15 protein-coding genes and 1 other annotated feature are annotated in these 19,965 nt (G+C 41.5%); of the genes, 1 reads left to right on the top strand and 14 read right to left on the bottom strand.

What is annotated here, in order from left to right; translation table 11 throughout:
- Positions 1–377 precede the first annotated feature (377 nt).
- From rpoC to BLP50_RS12825, 14 genes are all read right to left on the bottom strand, one after another.
- The gene (gene rpoC / locus BLP50_RS12890) at positions 378–4,049 is read right to left on the bottom strand and encodes a DNA-directed RNA polymerase subunit beta' (RefSeq protein ID WP_090155426.1); all 3,672 of its coding nucleotides are present in this window, start codon (positions 4,047–4,049) and stop codon (positions 378–380) included.
- 19 nt (positions 4,050–4,068) lie between these two features.
- Positions 4,069–7,977 (bottom strand): DNA-directed RNA polymerase subunit beta, encoded by a 3,909-nt coding sequence (rpoB, locus tag BLP50_RS12885; protein ID WP_090155423.1) that lies wholly within the window; start codon positions 7,975–7,977, stop codon positions 4,069–4,071.
- Positions 7,978–8,279: 302 nt separating this feature from the next.
- The gene (rplL, locus tag BLP50_RS12880) at positions 8,280–8,657 is read right to left on the bottom strand and encodes a 50S ribosomal protein L7/L12 (protein WP_090155421.1); all 378 of its coding nucleotides are present in this window, start codon (positions 8,655–8,657) and stop codon (positions 8,280–8,282) included.
- Positions 8,658–8,716: 59 nt separating this feature from the next.
- Complete coding sequence (gene rplJ, locus BLP50_RS12875; protein WP_090155419.1) at positions 8,717–9,301, bottom strand: 50S ribosomal protein L10; 585 nt, start codon at positions 9,299–9,301, stop codon at positions 8,717–8,719.
- Positions 9,302–9,341: 40 nt separating this feature from the next.
- Positions 9,342–9,478: a sequence feature (ribosomal protein L10 leader region), on the bottom strand.
- A 29-nt stretch (positions 9,479–9,507) separates the two neighbouring features.
- On the bottom strand, positions 9,508–10,203 hold the full coding sequence (rplA, locus tag BLP50_RS12870) for a 50S ribosomal protein L1 (RefSeq protein ID WP_090155417.1): 696 nt from the start codon (positions 10,201–10,203) through the stop codon (positions 9,508–9,510).
- An 81-nt stretch (positions 10,204–10,284) separates the two neighbouring features.
- On the bottom strand, positions 10,285–10,710 hold the full coding sequence (gene rplK, locus BLP50_RS12865; RefSeq protein ID WP_090155414.1) for a 50S ribosomal protein L11: 426 nt from the start codon (positions 10,708–10,710) through the stop codon (positions 10,285–10,287).
- A gap of 49 nt (positions 10,711–10,759) precedes the next feature.
- A complete protein-coding gene (nusG, locus tag BLP50_RS12860) occupies positions 10,760–11,290 on the bottom strand; it encodes a transcription termination/antitermination protein NusG (protein ID WP_090155412.1) in 531 nt (176 codons plus the stop codon).
- Positions 11,291–11,304: 14 nt separating this feature from the next.
- Positions 11,305–11,502 carry a preprotein translocase subunit SecE gene (gene secE / locus BLP50_RS12855; protein ID WP_090155410.1) on the bottom strand — a complete coding sequence of 66 codons (198 nt, stop codon included), beginning with the start codon at positions 11,500–11,502 and terminating at the stop codon, positions 11,305–11,307.
- A gap of 18 nt (positions 11,503–11,520) precedes the next feature.
- Positions 11,521–11,670 carry a 50S ribosomal protein L33 gene (rpmG, locus tag BLP50_RS12850; protein ID WP_028234592.1) on the bottom strand — a complete coding sequence of 50 codons (150 nt, stop codon included), beginning with the start codon at positions 11,668–11,670 and terminating at the stop codon, positions 11,521–11,523.
- A 187-nt stretch (positions 11,671–11,857) separates the two neighbouring features.
- Positions 11,858–12,547 carry a hypothetical protein gene (locus tag BLP50_RS12845; protein ID WP_090155408.1) on the bottom strand — a complete coding sequence of 230 codons (690 nt, stop codon included), beginning with the start codon at positions 12,545–12,547 and terminating at the stop codon, positions 11,858–11,860.
- A gap of 141 nt (positions 12,548–12,688) precedes the next feature.
- On the bottom strand, positions 12,689–13,564 hold the full coding sequence (locus BLP50_RS12840) for a carbohydrate ABC transporter permease (protein ID WP_242869277.1): 876 nt from the start codon (positions 13,562–13,564) through the stop codon (positions 12,689–12,691).
- Between the two features lie 39 nt (positions 13,565–13,603).
- Positions 13,604–14,524: a carbohydrate ABC transporter permease gene (locus BLP50_RS12835; protein ID WP_090155406.1), complete on the bottom strand. Its 921-nt coding sequence runs from the start codon at positions 14,522–14,524 to the stop codon at positions 13,604–13,606.
- A 94-nt stretch (positions 14,525–14,618) separates the two neighbouring features.
- Complete coding sequence (locus tag BLP50_RS12830; protein WP_090155405.1) at positions 14,619–16,022, bottom strand: type 2 periplasmic-binding domain-containing protein; 1,404 nt, start codon at positions 16,020–16,022, stop codon at positions 14,619–14,621.
- A 133-nt stretch (positions 16,023–16,155) separates the two neighbouring features.
- Positions 16,156–17,169 (bottom strand): LacI family DNA-binding transcriptional regulator, encoded by a 1,014-nt coding sequence (locus BLP50_RS12825; RefSeq protein WP_090155403.1) that lies wholly within the window; start codon positions 17,167–17,169, stop codon positions 16,156–16,158.
- Between the two features lie 334 nt (positions 17,170–17,503).
- Between BLP50_RS12825 and BLP50_RS12820 the strand changes: the two genes are divergently transcribed.
- Positions 17,504–19,933, top strand: coding sequence for a glycoside hydrolase family 94 protein (locus BLP50_RS12820; protein ID WP_090155400.1), 2,430 nt, complete (start codon positions 17,504–17,506; stop codon positions 19,931–19,933).
- Positions 19,934–19,965 lie beyond the last annotated feature (32 nt).

The following is a 19,965-nucleotide window of genomic DNA, read 5'->3' as shown; positions in this document are numbered from 1 at the left end:
GTTACTATTCACAGTTATAAATATTTAAAGATTAATTCTCGTCATGCTTGCATGTAAGAGAATGATCTTTAAATATTTATAAACTGGAATCAGTGACTCCACCCACATGAATAATGTTAAGTGCTTTAGCACTGGGAAAGAAGTCTGTAAGACTTCCATTATGAATGAGGGTGGAGGAACTGTGAATAGTAATGAAAAAACTAGGGCCAATATAGGCCCTAGTTCTATACATACTATATATAGTAGATTCTATTATTCAACATCCTGGTTCAAATGCAGTAGATGATAACTGCATTTGAATCTGGCTTTCAGCCAGACTACTTTCTTGAACATTGTTCAAGAAAGCATCCTATTACGATGTTGAATAATCTTGATGATTATTCAACATCTACTAATTCATCTGAAGTTGTAAGCTCTTCTGTCTCAGCTTCTCCCTCAAATTCCTGAGCTAATGCTGCGTTTGCAATATCAGCATCTGTAGAAAGTGGAATGTTAGAGTATCTCTTCATACCAGTACCAGCTGGGATTAAGCGACCGATGATAACATTCTCCTTGAGGCCGTTAAGTGGATCAACCTTACCCTTGATAGCTGCATCAGTAAGAACCTTTGTTGTCTCCTGGAATGAAGCTGCTGAAAGGAATGAGTTTGTAGCAAGGGCTGCCTTTGTGATACCAAGGAGTTCCTGTGTACCAGTTGCAACTGCCTTACCCTCTGCTTCCATCTGCTCGTTAGCTTCCTCAAAATCAAGCCAATCTACAAGTGAACCAGGCATGAATCCTGTATCACCAGCATCGTCGATTCTGATTCTCTTAAGCATCTGACGGCAAAGTACCTCAATATGCTTATCGTTGATATCAACACCCTGTAAACGATATACACGCTGTACCTCGCGGATAAGGTAATCCTGAACAGCTGCCTTACCCTTGATAGTAAGGATATCGTGTGGATTTACAGAACCTTCTGTAAGTTCATCACCAGCCTCAAGCTCCTGACCTGCAAGAACCTTGATACGTGAACCGTAAGGGATGAGGTATTTCTCAACATCACCTGTCTCAGAGTTAGTTACTACAACCTCTCTCTTCTTTGTCTTAGAATCCTCTTCGATTGTAACTGTACCAGCAATCTCAGTGATGATTGCAAGTCCCTTAGGCTTTCTAGCCTCGAAAAGCTCCTCGACACGAGGAAGACCCTGAGTAATATCGTTACCAGCAACACCACCAGTATGGAAGGTTCTCATTGTAAGCTGAGTACCTGGCTCACCGATTGACTGAGCTGCGATAATACCAATTGCTTCACCAACCTGAACAGCACGTCCTGATGCCATGTTAGCACCGTAGCACTTAGCACAAACACCAACGTGTGAACGGCAGTTAAGAACGTTTCTGATCTTAACCTTCTTAATTGGCTGACCCTTATCATCAACACCGCGCTCAATAATAGCTGCTGCACGCTTTGGTGTAATCATATGGTTAGCCTTAACAATCATCTCGCCATTTGCATCATAGATTGAATAGCAAGAGAATCTACCTGTAATACGGTCCTTAAGAGACTCAATCTCCTCACGACCATCCATGAATGCGTATACCCACATACCTGGAATCTCACGATCTGTACCAGCTACACAGTCTGACTCACGGATAATAAGCTCCTGAGCAACGTCAACCATTCGACGTGTCAAATAACCTGAATCGGCTGTACGAAGAGCTGTATCAGAAAGACCCTTACGAGCACCATGAGCTGACATGAAGTACTCAAGTACGTCAAGACCCTCACGGAAGTTTGACTTGATAGGAAGCTCGATTGTACGACCTGTTGTATCAGCCATCAAACCACGCATACCAGCAAGCTGCTTGATCTGCTTATCAGAACCACGGGCACCTGAATCAGCCATCATGAAGATGTTGTTGTACTTATCAAGACCATCAAGAAGGTCCTTAGTAAGCTCATCATCAGTATTCTTCCATGTATCAACTACTTCACGGTAACGCTCCTCCTCTGTAATAAGACCACGCTTATACTGACGTGTAATCTTATCTACAGTCTCTTCAGCTGCAGCAATAAGCTCTGGCTTCTGAGGTGGAACTGTCATATCTGAAATTGAAACTGTCATGGCAGCAATTGTTGAGTAGTGGTAACCCATAGCCTTGATATCATCAAGAACCTCTGCTGTCTTTGTAGCTCCATGTGTATTAATAACTTTTTCAAGGATCTGCTTTAACTGCTTCTTACCAACGTGGAAGTCAATTTCTGGAGCAAGCTCATTCTCAGGCTTTGTACGATCTACATAGCCAAGATCCTGAGGAATAATCTCGTTGAAGATAAGTCTTCCAAGTGTTGATGAAACATTACCTGTAACAACAGTACCATCTGCTAACTTCTTAGACATACGTACTGTGATACGTGCATGCATTGTAAGTGCTTTGTTCTCGTATGCAAGAATAGCCTCGTTGAGGTTCTTGAATGCCTTACCCTCGCCTGGCTCTTCTCTTCCATCACCTACTGTAGTACCACGCTCCTGTGTAAGGTAGTAAATACCAAGGACCATATCCTGTGAAGGAACGGCAACAGGACCACCATCTGAAGGCTTAAGTAAGTTGTTAGGTGAGAGAAGCATAAATCTACACTCAGCCTGTGCCTCCTGTGTAAGTGGAAGGTGAACAGCCATCTGGTCACCGTCGAAATCGGCGTTGAAAGCTGTACATACAAGTGGATGAAGCTTAATAGCTCTACCCTCTACAAGAATTGGCTCGAAAGCCTGAATTCCAAGTCTATGAAGTGTAGGAGCACGGTTAAGCATAACTGGATGCTCTTTAATGACATCTTCAAGGATGTCCCAAACCTGTGGCTCGAACTTCTCAACCATCTTCTTAGCGTATTTGATGTTGTGAGCCATACCATTGCCAACAAGCTCCTTCATAACGAATGGCTTGAAGAGCTCAAGTGCCATCTCCTTTGGAAGACCACACTGGTAAATCTTAAGCTCTGGACCTACTACGATAACTGAACGTCCTGAGTAGTCAACACGCTTACCAAGAAGGTTCTGTCTGAATCGTCCTGACTTACCCTTAAGCATGTCTGAAAGTGACTTAAGAGGTCTGTTACCAGGACCAGTTACTGGACGACCACGTCTACCGTTGTCGATAAGAGCATCAACAGCTTCCTGAAGCATACGCTTTTCGTTACGTACGATGATATCAGGAGCGCCAAGCTCAAGAAGTCTACGGAGACGGTTATTTCTATTAATAATACGACGGTATAAGTCGTTAAGGTCAGATGTGGCAAAACGGCCACCATCAAGCTGTACCATAGGACGAAGATCTGGTGGAATAACAGGGATAACTGTCATAATCATCCATTCAGGTCTATTTCCTGACTCGCGGAATGCTTCAACAACCTCAAGTCTCTTAATGATACGTGAACGCTTCTGACCAGTAGCGTTATCAAGTTCAATCTGAAGCTTTGTAGCCTCTTCATCAAGGTCAATTTCCTTGAGAAGCTCCTGGATAGCTTCAGCACCCATTCCTACTCTGAACTGGCTACCATAAGTCTCTCTAGCCTCCTGGTACTCAGCCTCTGTAAGAACCTGCTTATACATAAGAGCTGTATCACCTGCATCAAGTACGATGTATGATGCAAAGTAAAGAACCTTCTCTAATGTCTTTGGTGAAAGATCAAGAATAAGTCCCATACGTGAAGGAATACCCTTGAAATACCAAATATGTGAAACTGGTGCTGCCAACTCAATGTGTCCCATACGCTCACGACGTACAGATGCCTTTGTAATCTCAACACCACAACGGTCACAAACTACACCCTTATAACGAATCTTCTTGTACTTTCCGCAGTGACATTCCCAGTCCTTGCTAGGTCCAAAAATCTTTTCGCAGAAAAGACCGTCCTTTTCAGGCTTCAGTGTACGATAGTTAATTGTCTCAGGCTTTTTAACTTCACCGCGAGACCACTGTCTAATCTTTTCAGGTGATGCCAATCCAATCTGTATTGCGTCAAATGCTATTGGTTGATATGTCGCTTCTCTATTCTCTGGCATTTTCTAGCTCCCTTCCTATTTATTCCTCATCAAAATCATCTGCAACGTCAGAAAAATCATCTTCGTCGTATGACTCTTCTTCGATTTCATCATCGTCTACGAGCTCGCCCTCGTTGTCAAACTTCTTTGTTGAGAAGCCTGCCTGAGCAAATGAGCTGTCATCTTCGAATGCGAAGTTTCTATCGCTACCTGCAATGATTGCATTGAGGTCTGTATTTCCATATTCACTTGTTTCCATGAGCTCAACCTCTTCACGGTTCTCATCGAGAACTCGTACATCAAGACCAAGTGACTGTAATTCCTTAAGTAATACCTTGAATGACTCAGGAATACCTGGCTCAGGGATGTTTTCGCCCTTGATAATTGCTTCGTATGTCTTAACACGACCGATAACATCATCAGACTTCATTGTAAGGATTTCCTGAAGTGTATATGATGCACCATAAGCCTCAAGAGCCCAAACTTCCATCTCACCGAAACGCTGACCACCGAACTGTGCCTTACCACCAAGTGGCTGCTGTGTAACGAGAGAGTAAGGACCTGTTGAACGAGCATGGATCTTATCGTCAACAAGGTGGTGAAGTTTCAGGTAGTGCATGTGTCCGATTGTAACAGGACCATCAAATGGCTCGCCTGTACGTCCGTCACGAAGCTGAACCTTACCATCTCTAGAAATAGGAACACCCTTCCAAAGAGCACGGTGAGCACGGTTAGTAGATAAGTAATCCATTACATCCTCACGAAGTACATCTACGTACTTGTCAAAGAATGTCTCCTCACCATTTGTTGCCTCTTCCTTGTCAAATGGCATATTTACATAGTCATTTGCAAGCTCAAGAGTATCCTGAATATCAATTTCCTTTGCACCATCAAATACTGGTGTCTCAATATCAAATCCAAGTGCCTTTGCAGCAAGTGAAAGGTGAATCTCAAGGACCTGACCAATGTTCATACGTGAAGGAACGCCAAGTGGGTTAAGTACGATATCAAGTGGACGTCCGTTTGGAAGATATGGCATATCCTCTACTGGAAGTACGCGGGAAACTACACCCTTGTTACCATGACGACCAGCCATCTTATCACCTACACCGATTTTTCTCTTCTGAGCGATGTAGATACGAACTGACTTATTAACACCTGGTGAAAGCTCATCACCGTTCTCACGTGTAAATACCTTAGCATCAACTACGATACCATAAGCTCCGTGTGGTACACGAAGTGAAGTATCACGAACTTCTCTAGCCTTCTCACCGAAGATTGCAAGAAGAAGTCTCTCTTCAGGAGTACGCTCTGTCTCTCCCTTTGGTGTAACCTTACCAACAAGGATATCACCGGCACGAACCTCTGCACCGATACGGATAATACCGCTCTCATCAAGATCCTTAAGAGCATCATCACCTACACCAGCTACATCACGTGTAATTTCCTCTGGTCCAAGCTTTGTATCACGAGCATCGATCTCGTACTCTTCAATATGAATAGATGTATAAACATCATCCTGTACAAGTCGCTCTGAAAGAAGAACCGCATCCTCGTAGTTGTAACCTTCCCATGTCATGAATCCGATAAGTGGATTCTTACCAATAGCAAGCTCACCATTCTTTGTAGAAGGACCATCAGCGATAACCTCGCCTGCCTCTACATGGTCACCCTTGAATACGATTGGTCTCTGGTTGTAGCAGTTAGACTGGTTAGAACGTGTAAACTTGAATAAGTTGTACTCATCTCTAGTACCGTCCTCATCAGCCTTGATGATGATACGCTTTGTCTCAGACATCTCAACGATACCAGCACGCTTAGCAACTACGCAAACGCCTGAATCCACTGCTGTCTTTGGCTCCATACCTGTACCAACAACTGGTGCCTCTGTAGTAAGAAGTGGCACTGCCTGACGCTGCATGTTAGAACCCATGAGGGCACGGTTAGCATCGTCATTCTGAAGGAATGGAATAAGGGCTGTAGCAACTGAGAATACCATCTTAGGAGATACGTCCATGTAATCAAACATCTTCTTATCGTACTCCTGTGTCTCCTCGCGGAAACGACCAGATACGTTCTTTCTCATGAAGTGGCCTTCCTCGTCAAGCTTGACGTTAGCCTGTGCTACATGATAATTATCCTCTTCGTCAGCTGTCATATATACAACCTCATCTGTTACACGAGGATTCTCTGGGTCTGACTTATCAATACGTCTGTATGGTGCCTCAATAAAACCATACTCATTGATACGAGCATAGCTTGCAAGAGAGTTGATAAGACCGATGTTAGGTCCTTCAGGTGTCTCGATAGGGCACATACGTCCATAGTGAGAGTAGTGTACGTCTCGAACCTCGAATCCGGCACGATCTCTTGAAAGACCACCAGGACCAAGTGCTGAAAGACGTCTCTTGTGTGTCAACTCTGAAAGTGGGTTGTTCTGATCCATAAACTGTGACAACTGTGATGAACCAAAGAACTCTTTGATTGCAGCTGTAACAGGCTTAATGTTGATGAGGTTCTGAGGAGAAATATCCTCAAGGTCACGAGTAGTCATACGCTCACGTACAACCTTCTCAAGACGTGAAAGACCAATTCTATACTGGTTCTGTAATAACTCACCAACTGCACGGATACGACGGTTACCAAGGTGATCGATATCGTCATCCTTACCAATGCCGTACTCAAGGTGCATATTATAGTTAATAGATGCAAATACATCCTCTACTGTGATGTGCTTTGGAATAAGATCAGCTACTGATCTCTCAATTGCATCTTCGATATCTTCTTTTGTAGTGTTCTCCTGAAGAATTCTCTCAAGAACTGGATAGTAAACAAGCTCAGTAATACCAAGAGCCTTAGCATCACAATCAACAAACTTTGTGATGTCAACCATCATATTAGAAAGAACCTTAACATTACGTGACTCAGTCTGGATAAATACGTGAGTAACAGCTGCATTCTGGATAGCATCAGCCATCTCAAGTGTTACCTTTTCTCCAGCCTTAGCAATAATCTCACCTGTTGTTGTATCAACAACATCCTCTGCGAGAATATGACCAGTTATACGATTCTTGAGCATAAGCTTCTTGTTAAACTTATAACGTCCAACCTTAGCAAGATCATAACGACGTGGGTCAAAGAACATGCCATGGATAAGAGACTCAGCACTATCCTTAGCAAGAGGCTCACCTGGACGAAGCTTACGATAGAGCTCTAAAAGACCTCCCTCATAGCTACCCTGTGGGTTCTTCTCTGTGATAGCTGGATCCTTAGCAAATGTAGCAAGGATCTTTGGCTCCTCACCAAATACATCTATAATTTCCTGATTTGTTCCTAAACCAAGCGCACGAATAAGGACTGTAACAGGTACCTTTCTGTTACGGTCTACACGTACATAAAAAACGTCATTGGAATCTGTTTCATACTCAAGCCATGCACCACGATTTGGAATAACTGTGCATGAATAGAGCTCCTTACCAATTTTATCATGTCCGATTGCATAGTAGATGCCTGGTGAACGGACAAGCTGAGATACGATAACACGCTCTGCTCCATTGATAACAAATGTGCCTGTCTCAGTCATAAGTGGCAAGTCACCCATGAAAATTTCGTGCTCCTGCATATCGCCGGATTCCTTGTTAACAAGGCGCACTTTTACCTTTAAAGGTGCTGCGTATGTTGCATCTCTCTCCTTGCACTGAGGGATAGTATATTTCACCTCATCCTTGCATAGTGCAAAGTCAACAAAATGCAACTCAAGCTGATTTCCTCGATCCTGAATAGGTGAGATATCTGCAAATGCTTCTTTTAATCCATCCTTAACGAACCAGTCATAGCTGTTCTTCTGGACCTCGATTAAATTAGGCATCTCAAGAACCTCTTTTTGTCTCGAGTAACTCATACGCAAGTTCTTTCCAGCTTTCACTGGACGTATTCTGTTTTTCTCCATTGACGTTCCACCTCTCATTTTATTTGTCAACAAAACAGCGAATCTAAAGGGCTTCACCGAATTGTTGCAATGTTTTATTGTCGAATTTCATTGCCATGAAAAAAGGCATAGCAATGCACACTGCACCACAATAGTGCAACCTACATTCTATGCCAAAATCAATAGTAAAGTCAAGTACTAATTATATTGTTTTTTTAGCAGAACATAAACGCCTGCTGCGCACAATAATAAAAAAATAGTATCTCAGCGAGATAAATCTCTGAGATACTATTTTTATTATTTACTCTGCTCGTGCAAAAATCTTACTTTAATGTAACCTTTGCGCCGATCTCCTCAAGCTGAGCCTTGATTGACTCTGCTGTAGCCTTGTCAGCTGCTTCCTTGATTACCTTTGGAGCGCCATCAACGAGCTCTTTTGCTTCCTTAAGACCAAGGCCAGTTGCCTCACGAACAACCTTGATAACCTTAACCTTCTCAGAACCTACTTCTGTAAGCTCTACATCAAACTCGTCCTTCTCCTCGCCTGCTGCTGCGCCGTCGCCAGCTGCTGCTGCAACTACAACGCCTGCTGCTGCAGAAACGCCGAACTCTTCCTCACATGCCTTTACAAGGTCATTTAACTCTAATACGCTAAGCTCTTTGATAGCTGCGATAAACTCTTCTGTTGTCATCTTTGCCATGATAATTTTCCTCCATTAAAAAATTATAAATCAATGTATATTGGTTTGAGTATTCTATATTACTCCGCTGGAGCCTCAGCTGGCTCTTCTGCTGGTGCCTCTGCCTCTGCTGCTGGAGCTTCCTCTGCAGGAGCTGCTTCTGCTGCAGGTGCCTCTGCTGCACCACCCTGCTCTGCGATCTGATTGAGAACGCGAGCGAAATTTGTGATTGGAGACTGTAAACTTCCAAGTAACTTTGAAAGAAGCTCCTCTCTGCTTGGTACTGAAGCAACTGCTGCCATACCCTTTGCATCGTAGAATGTACCTTCTACGACACCAGCCTTGATTTCAAGGTTAGATGCTGTCTTAGCAAACTTAGAAAGGATTCTAGCTGGTGCTGTAGCATCTTCCTTTGCAACTGCGATTGCAGATGGTCCTTCAAGAACATCATCAAGCTGAGCAAAGTCAGTACCCTCGAAAGCACGCTTCATAAGTGTGTTCTTGTATACCTTGTAAGAAACACCTGCTTCACGAAGCTGCTTACGTAACTGTGTGTCTTCTGCAACTGTAAGTCCACGAGCGTCAACTACTACAACTGATGCTGCATCTTTAACCTGAGCTGAAATCTCGTCAACGATAGGCTGCTTTAATTCAACTTTTGCCACGAATTTTTCCTCCTTATAATTTTTAGTGTTGCTTATATGAGGATAAGTAAAAAAACCTCTATGCCATAAAGACATAGAGGTGATTAATCGATAAATACTTAATCGTCCTCGGCTGGTAGAGATAATCTCTTTACGGCTAACGCCACCTGCTGTCTTCGGCAACAACTTTGTGCATTATATCATTTTGTATATTGGACTGTCAACTATTAGTTTGAAACCTTAGCAACATTAAGCTTAACGCCAGGTCCCATTGTAGGAGCAAGTGAAATGCTCTTAATGTACTGACCCTTTAAGCTTGATGGCTTAGCCTTGTTGATAGCGTCCATAAGAGTCTGGAAGTTGTCCGCTAACTGCTCCTCTGTGAAAGAAGCCTTTCCGATAGGTACATGGATAATGTTTGTCTTATCAAGTCTATACTCAATCTTACCAGCCTTGATTTCCTCAACAGCCTTAGCAACATCCATAGTAACTGTACCAGCCTTTGGGTTTGGCATAAGTCCTCTAGGTCCAAGTACACGACCAAGACGACCAACAACACCCATCATATCTGGAGTAGCAACTACAGAATCGAACTCAGCCCAACCTTCGTTCTGGATCTTTGGAATGAGCTCCTCGCCGCCAACGAAATCAGCGCCTGCAGCCTGTGCCTCGTCAAGCTTAGCACCCTTAGCGAATACTAATACTCTAACTGACTTACCAGTTCCGTGTGGAAGTACTACAGCACCACGGATCTGCTGCTCAGCGTGACGTCCGTCACAACCAGTTCTGATATGAGCTTCAATTGTCTCATCAAATTTTGCAGTAGCATTCTTCTTAACCTGAGCGATTGCTTCTGCTGGATCGTATGCAACTGACTTATCGTATGACTGTGCAGCTGCTACGTATTTCTTTCCTCTTTTCATGTTTACCTCCTGTGGTTCATCGAGCTTATGCTCTCCCACTCATTCGTTAATAGTAAGAACGTTGTTTTCGCTAAGCTGTAATTAGTCTACAACCTCAACGCCCATTGATCTACATGTTCCCTCGATCATGCTCATAGCAGCCTCGATTGTTGCTGCGTTAAGGTCTGGCATCTTTGTCTCTGCGATTTCCTTAACCTGAGCCTTTGTAATCTTTGCTACCTTTGTCTTATTAGGTGTGCCAGATGCCTTAGCAATCTTGCAAGCCTTCTTAATAAGTACTGGAGCTGGTGGAGTCTTTGTGATGAAGCTAAAGCTTCTATCTGCATAAACAGTGATGATAGTAGGAACGATTGTATCTCCCATATCTGCTGTCTTTGCGTTAAACTGCTTTGTAAACTCCACAATGTTTACACCATGCTGACCAAGTGCTGGACCAACTGGTGGGGCTGGTGTAGCCTTGCCTGCTGGAATCTGCAACTTGATATAGCCTTCAATTTTCTTTGCCATGATATCCTATTCCTCCTGCAAATCTGTATCAGCAAAAGATAATGCTGATTTAATCCATTTTACGTACGTCCGTGAAATCAATTTCTACCGGTGTCTCACGGCCGAACATCTCAACGCTGATTGTAACAGTCTGCTTCTTAGTATTGATAGACTTAACAACACCAACAGTATCTTTCCAGGTACCATCAACAACGCTAAGTGTATCTCCGATCTCGAAGTCGACCTCAACATTGACTTTCTCGGTGCTACCACCTAGTAAGTATGCCTGAACCTCTGCCTCTGACAATGGCACTGGCTTGCTTCCTGGTCCAACGAAGCCTGTAACACCTCTTGTGTTTCTGACAACATACCAGGTCTCATCATTCATAATCATCTCAATAAGAACGTAACCAGGGTACATTTTCTTTGAAACTTGTTTTTTAACGCCGTCCTTAGTCTCGGTAACCTCAACCATAGGAACTCGTACATCAAGAATCTGCTCCTCGAGCTTCTGTGTCTCGATAGCCTTTTCAATGTTTGTCTTGACTTTGTTCTCATAGCCTGAGTAAGTATGAACTACATACCACTTTGCCTCTGCCATACGCGATGCCTCCATTATAAATTAACTAGGATATTTACACCTTTGTTGATTACTGCATCTAATACGATGATAATCAATGCTACAACTACTGACACAGCAATAACTGCTGTTGTCTGCTTTGACACGTCTTTTGAGTCTGCCCAAACGATTTTGCCAAACTCTGTCTTAAGACCTGAAAGACGTCCTGACTTTGTATTTTTTTCCTCTGCCATAATCGCACCTCCAAATGACTATTTAGTCTCTTTGTGCATTGTGTGCTTCTTGCAGAATCTGCAATACTTCTTTGTTTCCATTCTGTCAGGGTGTGTCTTCTTGTCTTTTGTCATGTTGTAATTACGCTGCTGGCATTCTGTACATGCCAATGTTATCTTTGTGCGCACAACTTCCACCTCCGTAAATTTTCTACTCTGCAGTTCTGTTATACTCACCCGTCATAGCGAACAATTTGACGGGGCGAAAAAAGAGCATAAAAAAAAGACCTGCTTTTCTTAGTCGCTAGCTAAATTTATCACAGCAGCGACCAAGTGTCAAGTCTTTTTCATTATATGTAGTTATACCGTTAATTAATTACTGATCCAATGCGCTAAACATAATTACAGCTGGATATCCTTCACTTAATGTGATGGTAGTTGTAAATCCATTGAACTTATATGAAATGTAATCAACTGTCTGCTCTGATGGTGCACCATAGCAGCTCTTCAATACACTAAGGTCCTGGCAAAGAGAAGCACCCTTTGCTGTGCTTGACTGACAATCAAGTCCTCTAATCATATAAATTCTGCTTACGCCCTGGTCATCTGGAGCTGTAAAAATCTCAAGTCCATCATAGTAATAATCTGTAGCAGTCTTGTTTGTACCGCAGTACTTGTATGAATACTGGTATTCAGGAGCACCAAGTGCTTTTAATACAGGAGCTACATCTCCACCTGGCATAATATTTACATTATTATAAATGAGGTAATCCTCAACAACCACGTCAGACTGTGTCACGCCTGTAGCTTGTGAAGCATCAGTTGGCACAGCAGCTGGTACAGCGTCAGTTGTTGTGTTTACCGAACCATCTGTTGTTACTGTACCATCTGTCGTCACTGTTCCATCCGCTGTTACAGTATTAACAGATGCACTCTTACCTCCAATTGCTTTTGCAGCTGATTTAATAGAAGTCTGATCTACTGAAACTTCCTTTGTGGCTCCGCATGCACACATCATAGCTGCAAATGTAAGAATTAATATTGTGTTAATCAATTTTTTCTTCATTTACACATCCTCCATAAATTACTCTACCAAAATGTTTATAACATAATACTCAGCTTAGCGCAATATTTATGTAATTTATTCAGAATATTTGTGTAATTTTTATTTATTGTGCACAGTTTCGCCACAATAAAGAATAATTGACTAGCCCTTTACACCACCAAGTGTAACTCCGCCTACAATATATCTTGAAAGAATTAAATATACAATGATAACAGGGAATATTGAGAATGAAATCATCATATATACCTGTCCCATATCAAACTTCAAGAAATCTGCGCTTCGTAATTGCTGCATTAATATAGGAAGTGTTTTCTTTTCCTGTGAGTGAAGTACAAGTGCAGGAACGAAGTAATTATTCCAGCTTGCTACGAAACTGAATATTGCCTGTACAGCAATAGCCGGCTTCATAAGTGGAAGTACAATATTATTAAATGTTCTAAACTCGCCAGAACCATCAATTCTTGCTGCCTCAATCAACGAAAGAGGAAGTGTAGAATCCATGTATTGCTTCATATAGAAGAATACTGCTGGTGAAGCAACCGATGGAATAATAAGTGCAATCGCTGTATCATCAATATTCATATCTTTGATTAATCCGATGAAACCAAGTACTGTAACCTGTGTAGGAATCATCATAATCATCAAAATGAATGTATAAAGGAAGTTTTTCAACTTAAAATCATATGCATGGATTGCATAAGCTGTCATTGTACTAAAGTATGTAGCAAGTACAGCAGACGCTGTGGCTATCAAAAGTGAATTAATCATACCAGATACCACAGGTATCGTTCCATGTATCAAGTTCTTCCAGTTTTCTATTAAATGACTACTAGGAATTGGTGTAAATCCGGCACTCATTTCAGAGTGAGATCTTGTGGAATTAATAAATAATAGATAGAACCAAAACAGGCACACTATTGTTACTAGTACAAGCACTAGATAAGCCACAAATCTTCTCACAAAGACTGAAGCACCATCTTTAGTTTTCCCAGCCATATCAGTTGTATTTGTTGTCATATTATTATCCTCTCTATAAACACTATCTTCAGATAAAGATTATCTTCCGTCCTTATCATCCTTACCTGTCACTTTAAATACAATAAGACTAAGAATGCCTGTCAAAATAAACATAAATACTGATAATGCACCAGCAAAACCATAGTTTCTACTTCCGACAGAAAGGTTCTTATTCAGATACATAATAAGTGTCATCGATGTACGCATTGGATCACCAGTTTTGTTTGTCAAAATCTGAGGAACATCAAACATCTGCAATCCACCGATAAGAGATGTAATCATTACATAAATAAGAATAGGTTTAAGTAAAGGTAAAGTTATCTTATAGAAAATCTGAGTAGCAGTAGCTCCATCAACCTGAGCAGCTTCAAATAAAGCTGGATCGATGCCTAACATACCTGCCATCAGAAGAATAGTCGTATTTCCAAACCACATCAAACAGTTCATTGTAGCAACAAGTCCACGGACTGACCACACATGACTCATAAACTGATATGATTCCTTAATTACTCCCAAATTTTTCAAAATATCATTAATTGGCCCCATATCAGAAAACAAAGTAAAAAATAACATCGCGAATGCAGATGCCATAATTAAGTTTGGTAAATAAATAACCGTCTTAAAAAATCTCTGAAATTTAAGCTTAAGAGATGGATCTGTGAACCATGCTCCCAAAAGTAATGATAAAAGAATCTGTGGCACAAATCCCATGAACCACATAATCATTGTGTTAGTGAAATACTTTGGTAAATCGCCATTAGATATAATTGTTGAATAGTTTTTTAGCCCAATGAATGTAGGACCAACAACAGTTAATCCATCTTCCATGTGCAAGAAAAATGAATTATAAATCGTAGTTACTAGTGGAATCAATTGGAATACCAAAAAAACCGCAATAAAAGGTAGTAAGAAAATGTATCCCCATTTATTGTAACGTACAACTTTGCTCTTCTTGTTCATAAGGTGCTCCCTTTATATTTCTTTTCATTATAGAGGGCGCACAGGAAAACCCATACGCCCCCATATTATACCTCTAAATTATTCTACTGATTGATTACTCTACAGTAAGTGTTGGATACTTCTCAGAAATAGCCTTCTTGAAGAGATCAAGAGCTTCTTCCTTAGTAGCATTTCCTTCGAAGTAGTTCTTCATAGCGTTCTGGAACTCTTCGTTACATCCCTGATCGTATGGTGAAAGGTTTGAAAGATCGATTCCCTCTGCGCCTGCTGCAAGCTGAGCGTATGGATTCTGTCCACCAAGGATATCCATGTTACCTTCATCTGAGTTTGCAAGCTCGCCAAGAACTGTCTTGCTGTTTACGCAATCAAGATCTGCTGTAGCGATTTCCTTAAGTACTGCCTGATCTGTTGTCATTGTAAGGATGATATCCTTTACAAGGTTAGGGTTATCTGTTCCTGCTGCTGCACAGATCCATGTACCACCCCAATAGTAAGACTGTGGTCCTTCACAGAATCCCCATCTACCATCGTTAGCAACTGTGCCTTCCTTATCAACGTCTAAGCAGAAGTTGAAGAACCAAGCTGGTCCAAAGTAGCAGAACTGCTTTCCTTCTGGATACTTACCCTTTGCCCAGTCATCGCCCCAAAGAGCATATGTTGTCTCAGCCTTGTCCTCTACAAGTGCCATTGAATCATCAACCCAGTTCATGATGTTGTCATCAACAACTACCTTGCCGTCCTGTACCCACTGGCCAGAAACGTTGTTAGAATATGTACGATATGTATCCATTACTGAACACATTGTGTAACCAGCGTCTGCCATCTTCTTAGCTGCTTCGTTGTACTTATCCCAATCTGCTACTGCTGCCTGAACCTCATCTGGCTCCTCTGTTCCAAGAACTTCCTTAGCAATATCTCTGTTGTAGATGAGACCAGCTGAAGCTGCCTGCCATGAAGAACCTTTGATTCTTCCTGAGCTATCCTTAACGATTGTCTGTGTATACTCATACTGATCAGCAAGATCTGAAGATGTAATACCAAGATCAGATAATGGCATTGTGTAATCTGTATCGCAATACTTAGAAGCGTAGTCAGCCTCAATAAGGAAGATATCAACCTTATCATCATCAGCTGCATCTGCCTGTCCCTTTAATGCTGCATCAAGGTTATCCTGATATGCATTACCAGCATTCTCTGTAATCTGCCATACAACATCTACATCACCAATCTTACCATGTGTAGCATCAACTTCCTCATAGTTTGGATAGTGATCTGTTACACGGCTCTTGAACTCCTCGTTCCATACATAGATGTTAAGAACCTTACCTGTGTCCTCACCAAGGTCAACAGCTGCTGCCTCTGCATCAATCTCTTCTGCAGTTGCTGGCTCTTTCTCCTCTGTAGCAGCTTCGCCACCCATGTCAGTTGTTCCACATGCAGCAAACATAGATGCTGTCATTGTTGCCATTGCAAGCAAACTTACTAAACGTTTTTTCATTTGTGTTCCTCCCAAATAAATTTTATCGTAGGCCTCTAGCCTGCTTGATGCTAAATCTCTTCCCTATAATTATTCTTTAGCACCACATTGTTTTGTTACTGCATTTATATAAGTTGATTTCTCAACTAAATGCCTAATTCAGTTTTTTAAGTGTATCTCCCTCAAGGAGCTTTCCCTTTACAACCACTTGCTTAATTAATGTTGTGTTTGGTCGCTCGATTAAATCTATAAGATTTCTCGCTGCCAGTGCGCCCAACTCGTCAGTATTCTGTCTGTAGGTTGTAAGCCTTGGTCTGATGTGTCTTGCAACTCTTATTCCATCATATCCAACCACCGAAATGTCATCAGGTACTTTGTACCCTTTTTCATTGATTGCTCTGATTCCGCCATAAGATGCGTAGTCGTCAGGATAAAAGATGCAGGTCGGTACATCAGGAAGCTCTAAAAGCTTCAATGTCGTCTCGTAGGCACCATGCATATCTCTATATGGAGATTCCATGATGTACTCATCTGGAATGGTTATTCCGTATTCCTCCATTTTCTTATTGAAAGTAACCATTCGTGATTTGGTTACCGAGGAATCAACTCCATGGATAAAAGCTATTTTCTTGTGCCCATTTTTTACTGCATAATCGACTAGTACTGAAACTCCGTCGACGTTATCCGAAAGAATTGCTGTCGTATCATTATAAATATGATCGATTGTGACCACTGGGATATCGCTATTGACCAGCTCTATCACCTCTGGGTCATCAAAATGAACATTTGCTATAATCACGCCGTCAAATCTTCTGTATCTAGCATGATTAAGATAAGATGTTCTGCCTGGTCTGCTTCTATCATTTGAAATGAAAGTAATGTCGTATCCCTCTTTTTCAACTGATATTTTGAAGCTCTCCAATAAGCCTGCGAAGAAGTCATGCTGTAGACCGCTTCTGGCATCATCCATAAAAAGTACCCCAATATTATGTGTCCTATTTGTTTTCATGGACTTAGCCGCAGCATTAGGAACATAACCCATTTCCTTTGCTGTCTGGCGAATTCTTTCTTTTGTCTCCTGTCCGATATCGCTATGATCATTCAGCGCCTTGCTGACTGTAGCTATCGAAACTCCACATCGTGCGGCAATGTCTTTTAATGAAACCATCGTCTGTTTTCTCCCTACTTTTGCCACGCTTTTTGCTTAATCGTTTTCGTTAAGTTAAATATAGCCCTGTTTTCGTGATTGTACAAGCCCTTTTCGAAACTTTGTGGCTTTCGTATTATTTTCAACTAGTATTTTAGTACATTATCCACAAAAATACAAAGTTATGATTGTTTTCTGGCCCCGATATGGTATTCTTAATGCAGATAAGTATGCCTTTTAACTTAAACGTTTACGGCTGCTTGGAGGCGATTTTCTTGAAATATCACTACTTTAGCCACTTAATCGTTTTCTAAAATGTAGTTTTATTTCTAATTTAAGCAAATGGGAGGAACGTATGAAATTCGGATACTTCGATGATAAAGAATATGTCATCACTACCCCAAAGACTCCATTGCCTTGGATTAATTATCTTGGATGCAATGATTTCTTTACTTTACTTTCTAATACATGTGGAGGTTACACATTCTACAAGGATGCAAAGCTTCTTCGTATGACAAGATATCGTTACAACGATACAACTCCTGATACAAACGGAAAGTACTTCTATATTAAAGATGGTGATACAATCTGGAATCCAGGTTGGCAGCCAACAAAAACTGAGCTTGATTCTTATGAGTGCCGTCACGGTATAGGTTATTCAAAGTTCACTGGTGTTAAAAATAATATAGAAGCTGCTTTAGTTACATTTGTACCAGCAGATAATCCAGTAGAGCTTACAAAAGTAACTCTTACAAATAAGGGCAATGCAAAAAAAGACATTCAGCTCTTCTCTTATGTAGAATGGTGTCTTTGGAATGCTGATGATGATATGAAGAATTATCAGCGTAACCTTTCAATCGGTGAGGTAGAGGTTGTAGATTCTACTATCTATCATAAAACAGAATACAGAGAGCGTCGTAATCACTATGCTGTTTACTCTGTAAATGCAAAAATTAATGGTTTCGAAACAAGCCGTGATGAATTCAGAGGTGCATACAACGGTCCTGATAAGCCAGCAGCTGTTATCGAAGGAAAGCTTCATAACACTATTGCTTCTGGTTGGTACCCAATCGCTTCACATCAGCTCAATGTTTCTCTTGAAGCTGGCGAGAGCAAGACATTCGTATTCGCTCTTGGCTATATCGAGAATGCTGAAGATGATAAATGGGAAAAGCCTGGTGTTATTAATAAGAAGAAAGCTAATGCTCTTCTTGCTAAATACCAGACAACAGAAGATTTCGACAAAGCATTTGATGAGTTATGCAAATATTGGGATAACCTTCTCAGCAAATTCCACATTAAGTCTTCTGATGAGCATGTAAACCGCATGGTCAACATTTGGAATCAGTATCAGTGTATGGTTACATTTAACATGTCACGTTCTGCTTCTTATTATGAGACAGGTATTGGACGCGGTATGGGATTCAGAGATTCTTGCCAGGATTTACTTGGATTTGTTCATCTTATTCCTGATAGAGCTCGCGAGAGAATCATTGACATTGCTTCAACTCAGTTCCAGGATGGTTCTGCATACCACCAGTATCAGCCACTTACAAAGAAGGGTAACTCTGATATCGGTTCTGGTTTCAATGATGATCCACTTTGGCTCATTGCTGGAACAAGTGCTTACATTCGCGAAACAGGTGATACTTCAATCCTTAAGGAAATGGTTCCATACGACAACGATATGTCAGTTGCAACAACTCTTATGGAGCATTTGAAGAGATCATTTGATTATATTGTTAATCACAAGGGTCCACACGACCTTCCACTTATCGGTCGTGCTGATTGGAATGATTGCTTGAACTTGAACTGCTTCTCAGAGCATCCAGGCGAAAGCTTCCAGTGCTTCGGTCCTTCAGAGGGTCCAGTTGCTGAGTCAGTATTTATCGCTGGTATGTTTGTAAAATATGGCCGCGAGTATGCAGCTCTTGCAAAGCTCCTTGGAGATACAGCTGAAGAAGCACGTGTTCTTGCAGAAGTAGATAAGATGATCGCAGCTATCGAAAAGGATGGCTGGGATGGCGAGTGGTTTGTACGTGCATACGATGCTTACAGCCACAAGGTTGGTTCTAAGGAATGCGACGAAGGCCAGATTTACATCGAGCCACAGGGTATGTGTGTAATGGCTGGTGTAGGTGTTGATAATGGCAACGCTGAGAAGGCTCTTAACTCTGTAAAGGCAAAGCTTGATACAAAGTATGGTGTTATGATTCTTCAGCCTGCTTATACAAGATATCACCTTGAGCTTGGTGAGATTACTTCATATCCACCAGGATACAAGGAAAATGCTGGTATCTTCTGCCACAACAATCCATGGATTTCAATTGCTGAGACATGCATCGGTCGTGGTGACAGAGCATTTGAAGTATATAAGAAGACTTGCCCTTCATACATCGAGGACATTTCTGAGATTCATAGAACTGAGCCATATGTTTACTCACAGATGGTTGCTGGCGCAGATGCCAAGTTCCACGGTGAGGCTAAAAACAGCTGGCTTACAGGTACAGCAGCTTGGACATTTACAAATATCTCTCAGTACATCTTAGGTATTTATCCTACACTTGAGGGACTTTCAGTAAATCCATGCACTCCAGCTGCATTTGGAGATTTCAATGTAACCCGTGTATACCGCGGTGTAACATACAACATTGAAATCAAGAATCCAAACAAGGTTCAAAAGGGTGTTTCTTCTCTCACTGTTGACGGTGTAGAGGTTCAGGGCAATGTAATCCCATTTGACCCAAGCAAAAAGGTTGTAAATGTAATTGCAACTATGAAGTAATTCATTTTCTTCATAAAGTTTTTAATTCTCCT

The sequence above is a fragment of the Pseudobutyrivibrio sp. AR14 genome, from assembly GCF_900101325.1.
In the GTDB taxonomy this organism is placed as follows: domain Bacteria; phylum Bacillota; class Clostridia; order Lachnospirales; family Lachnospiraceae; genus Pseudobutyrivibrio.
The sequence above is the reverse complement of the archived record's forward strand: the minus strand, read 5'-3'. Positions and strand labels throughout refer to the sequence as shown.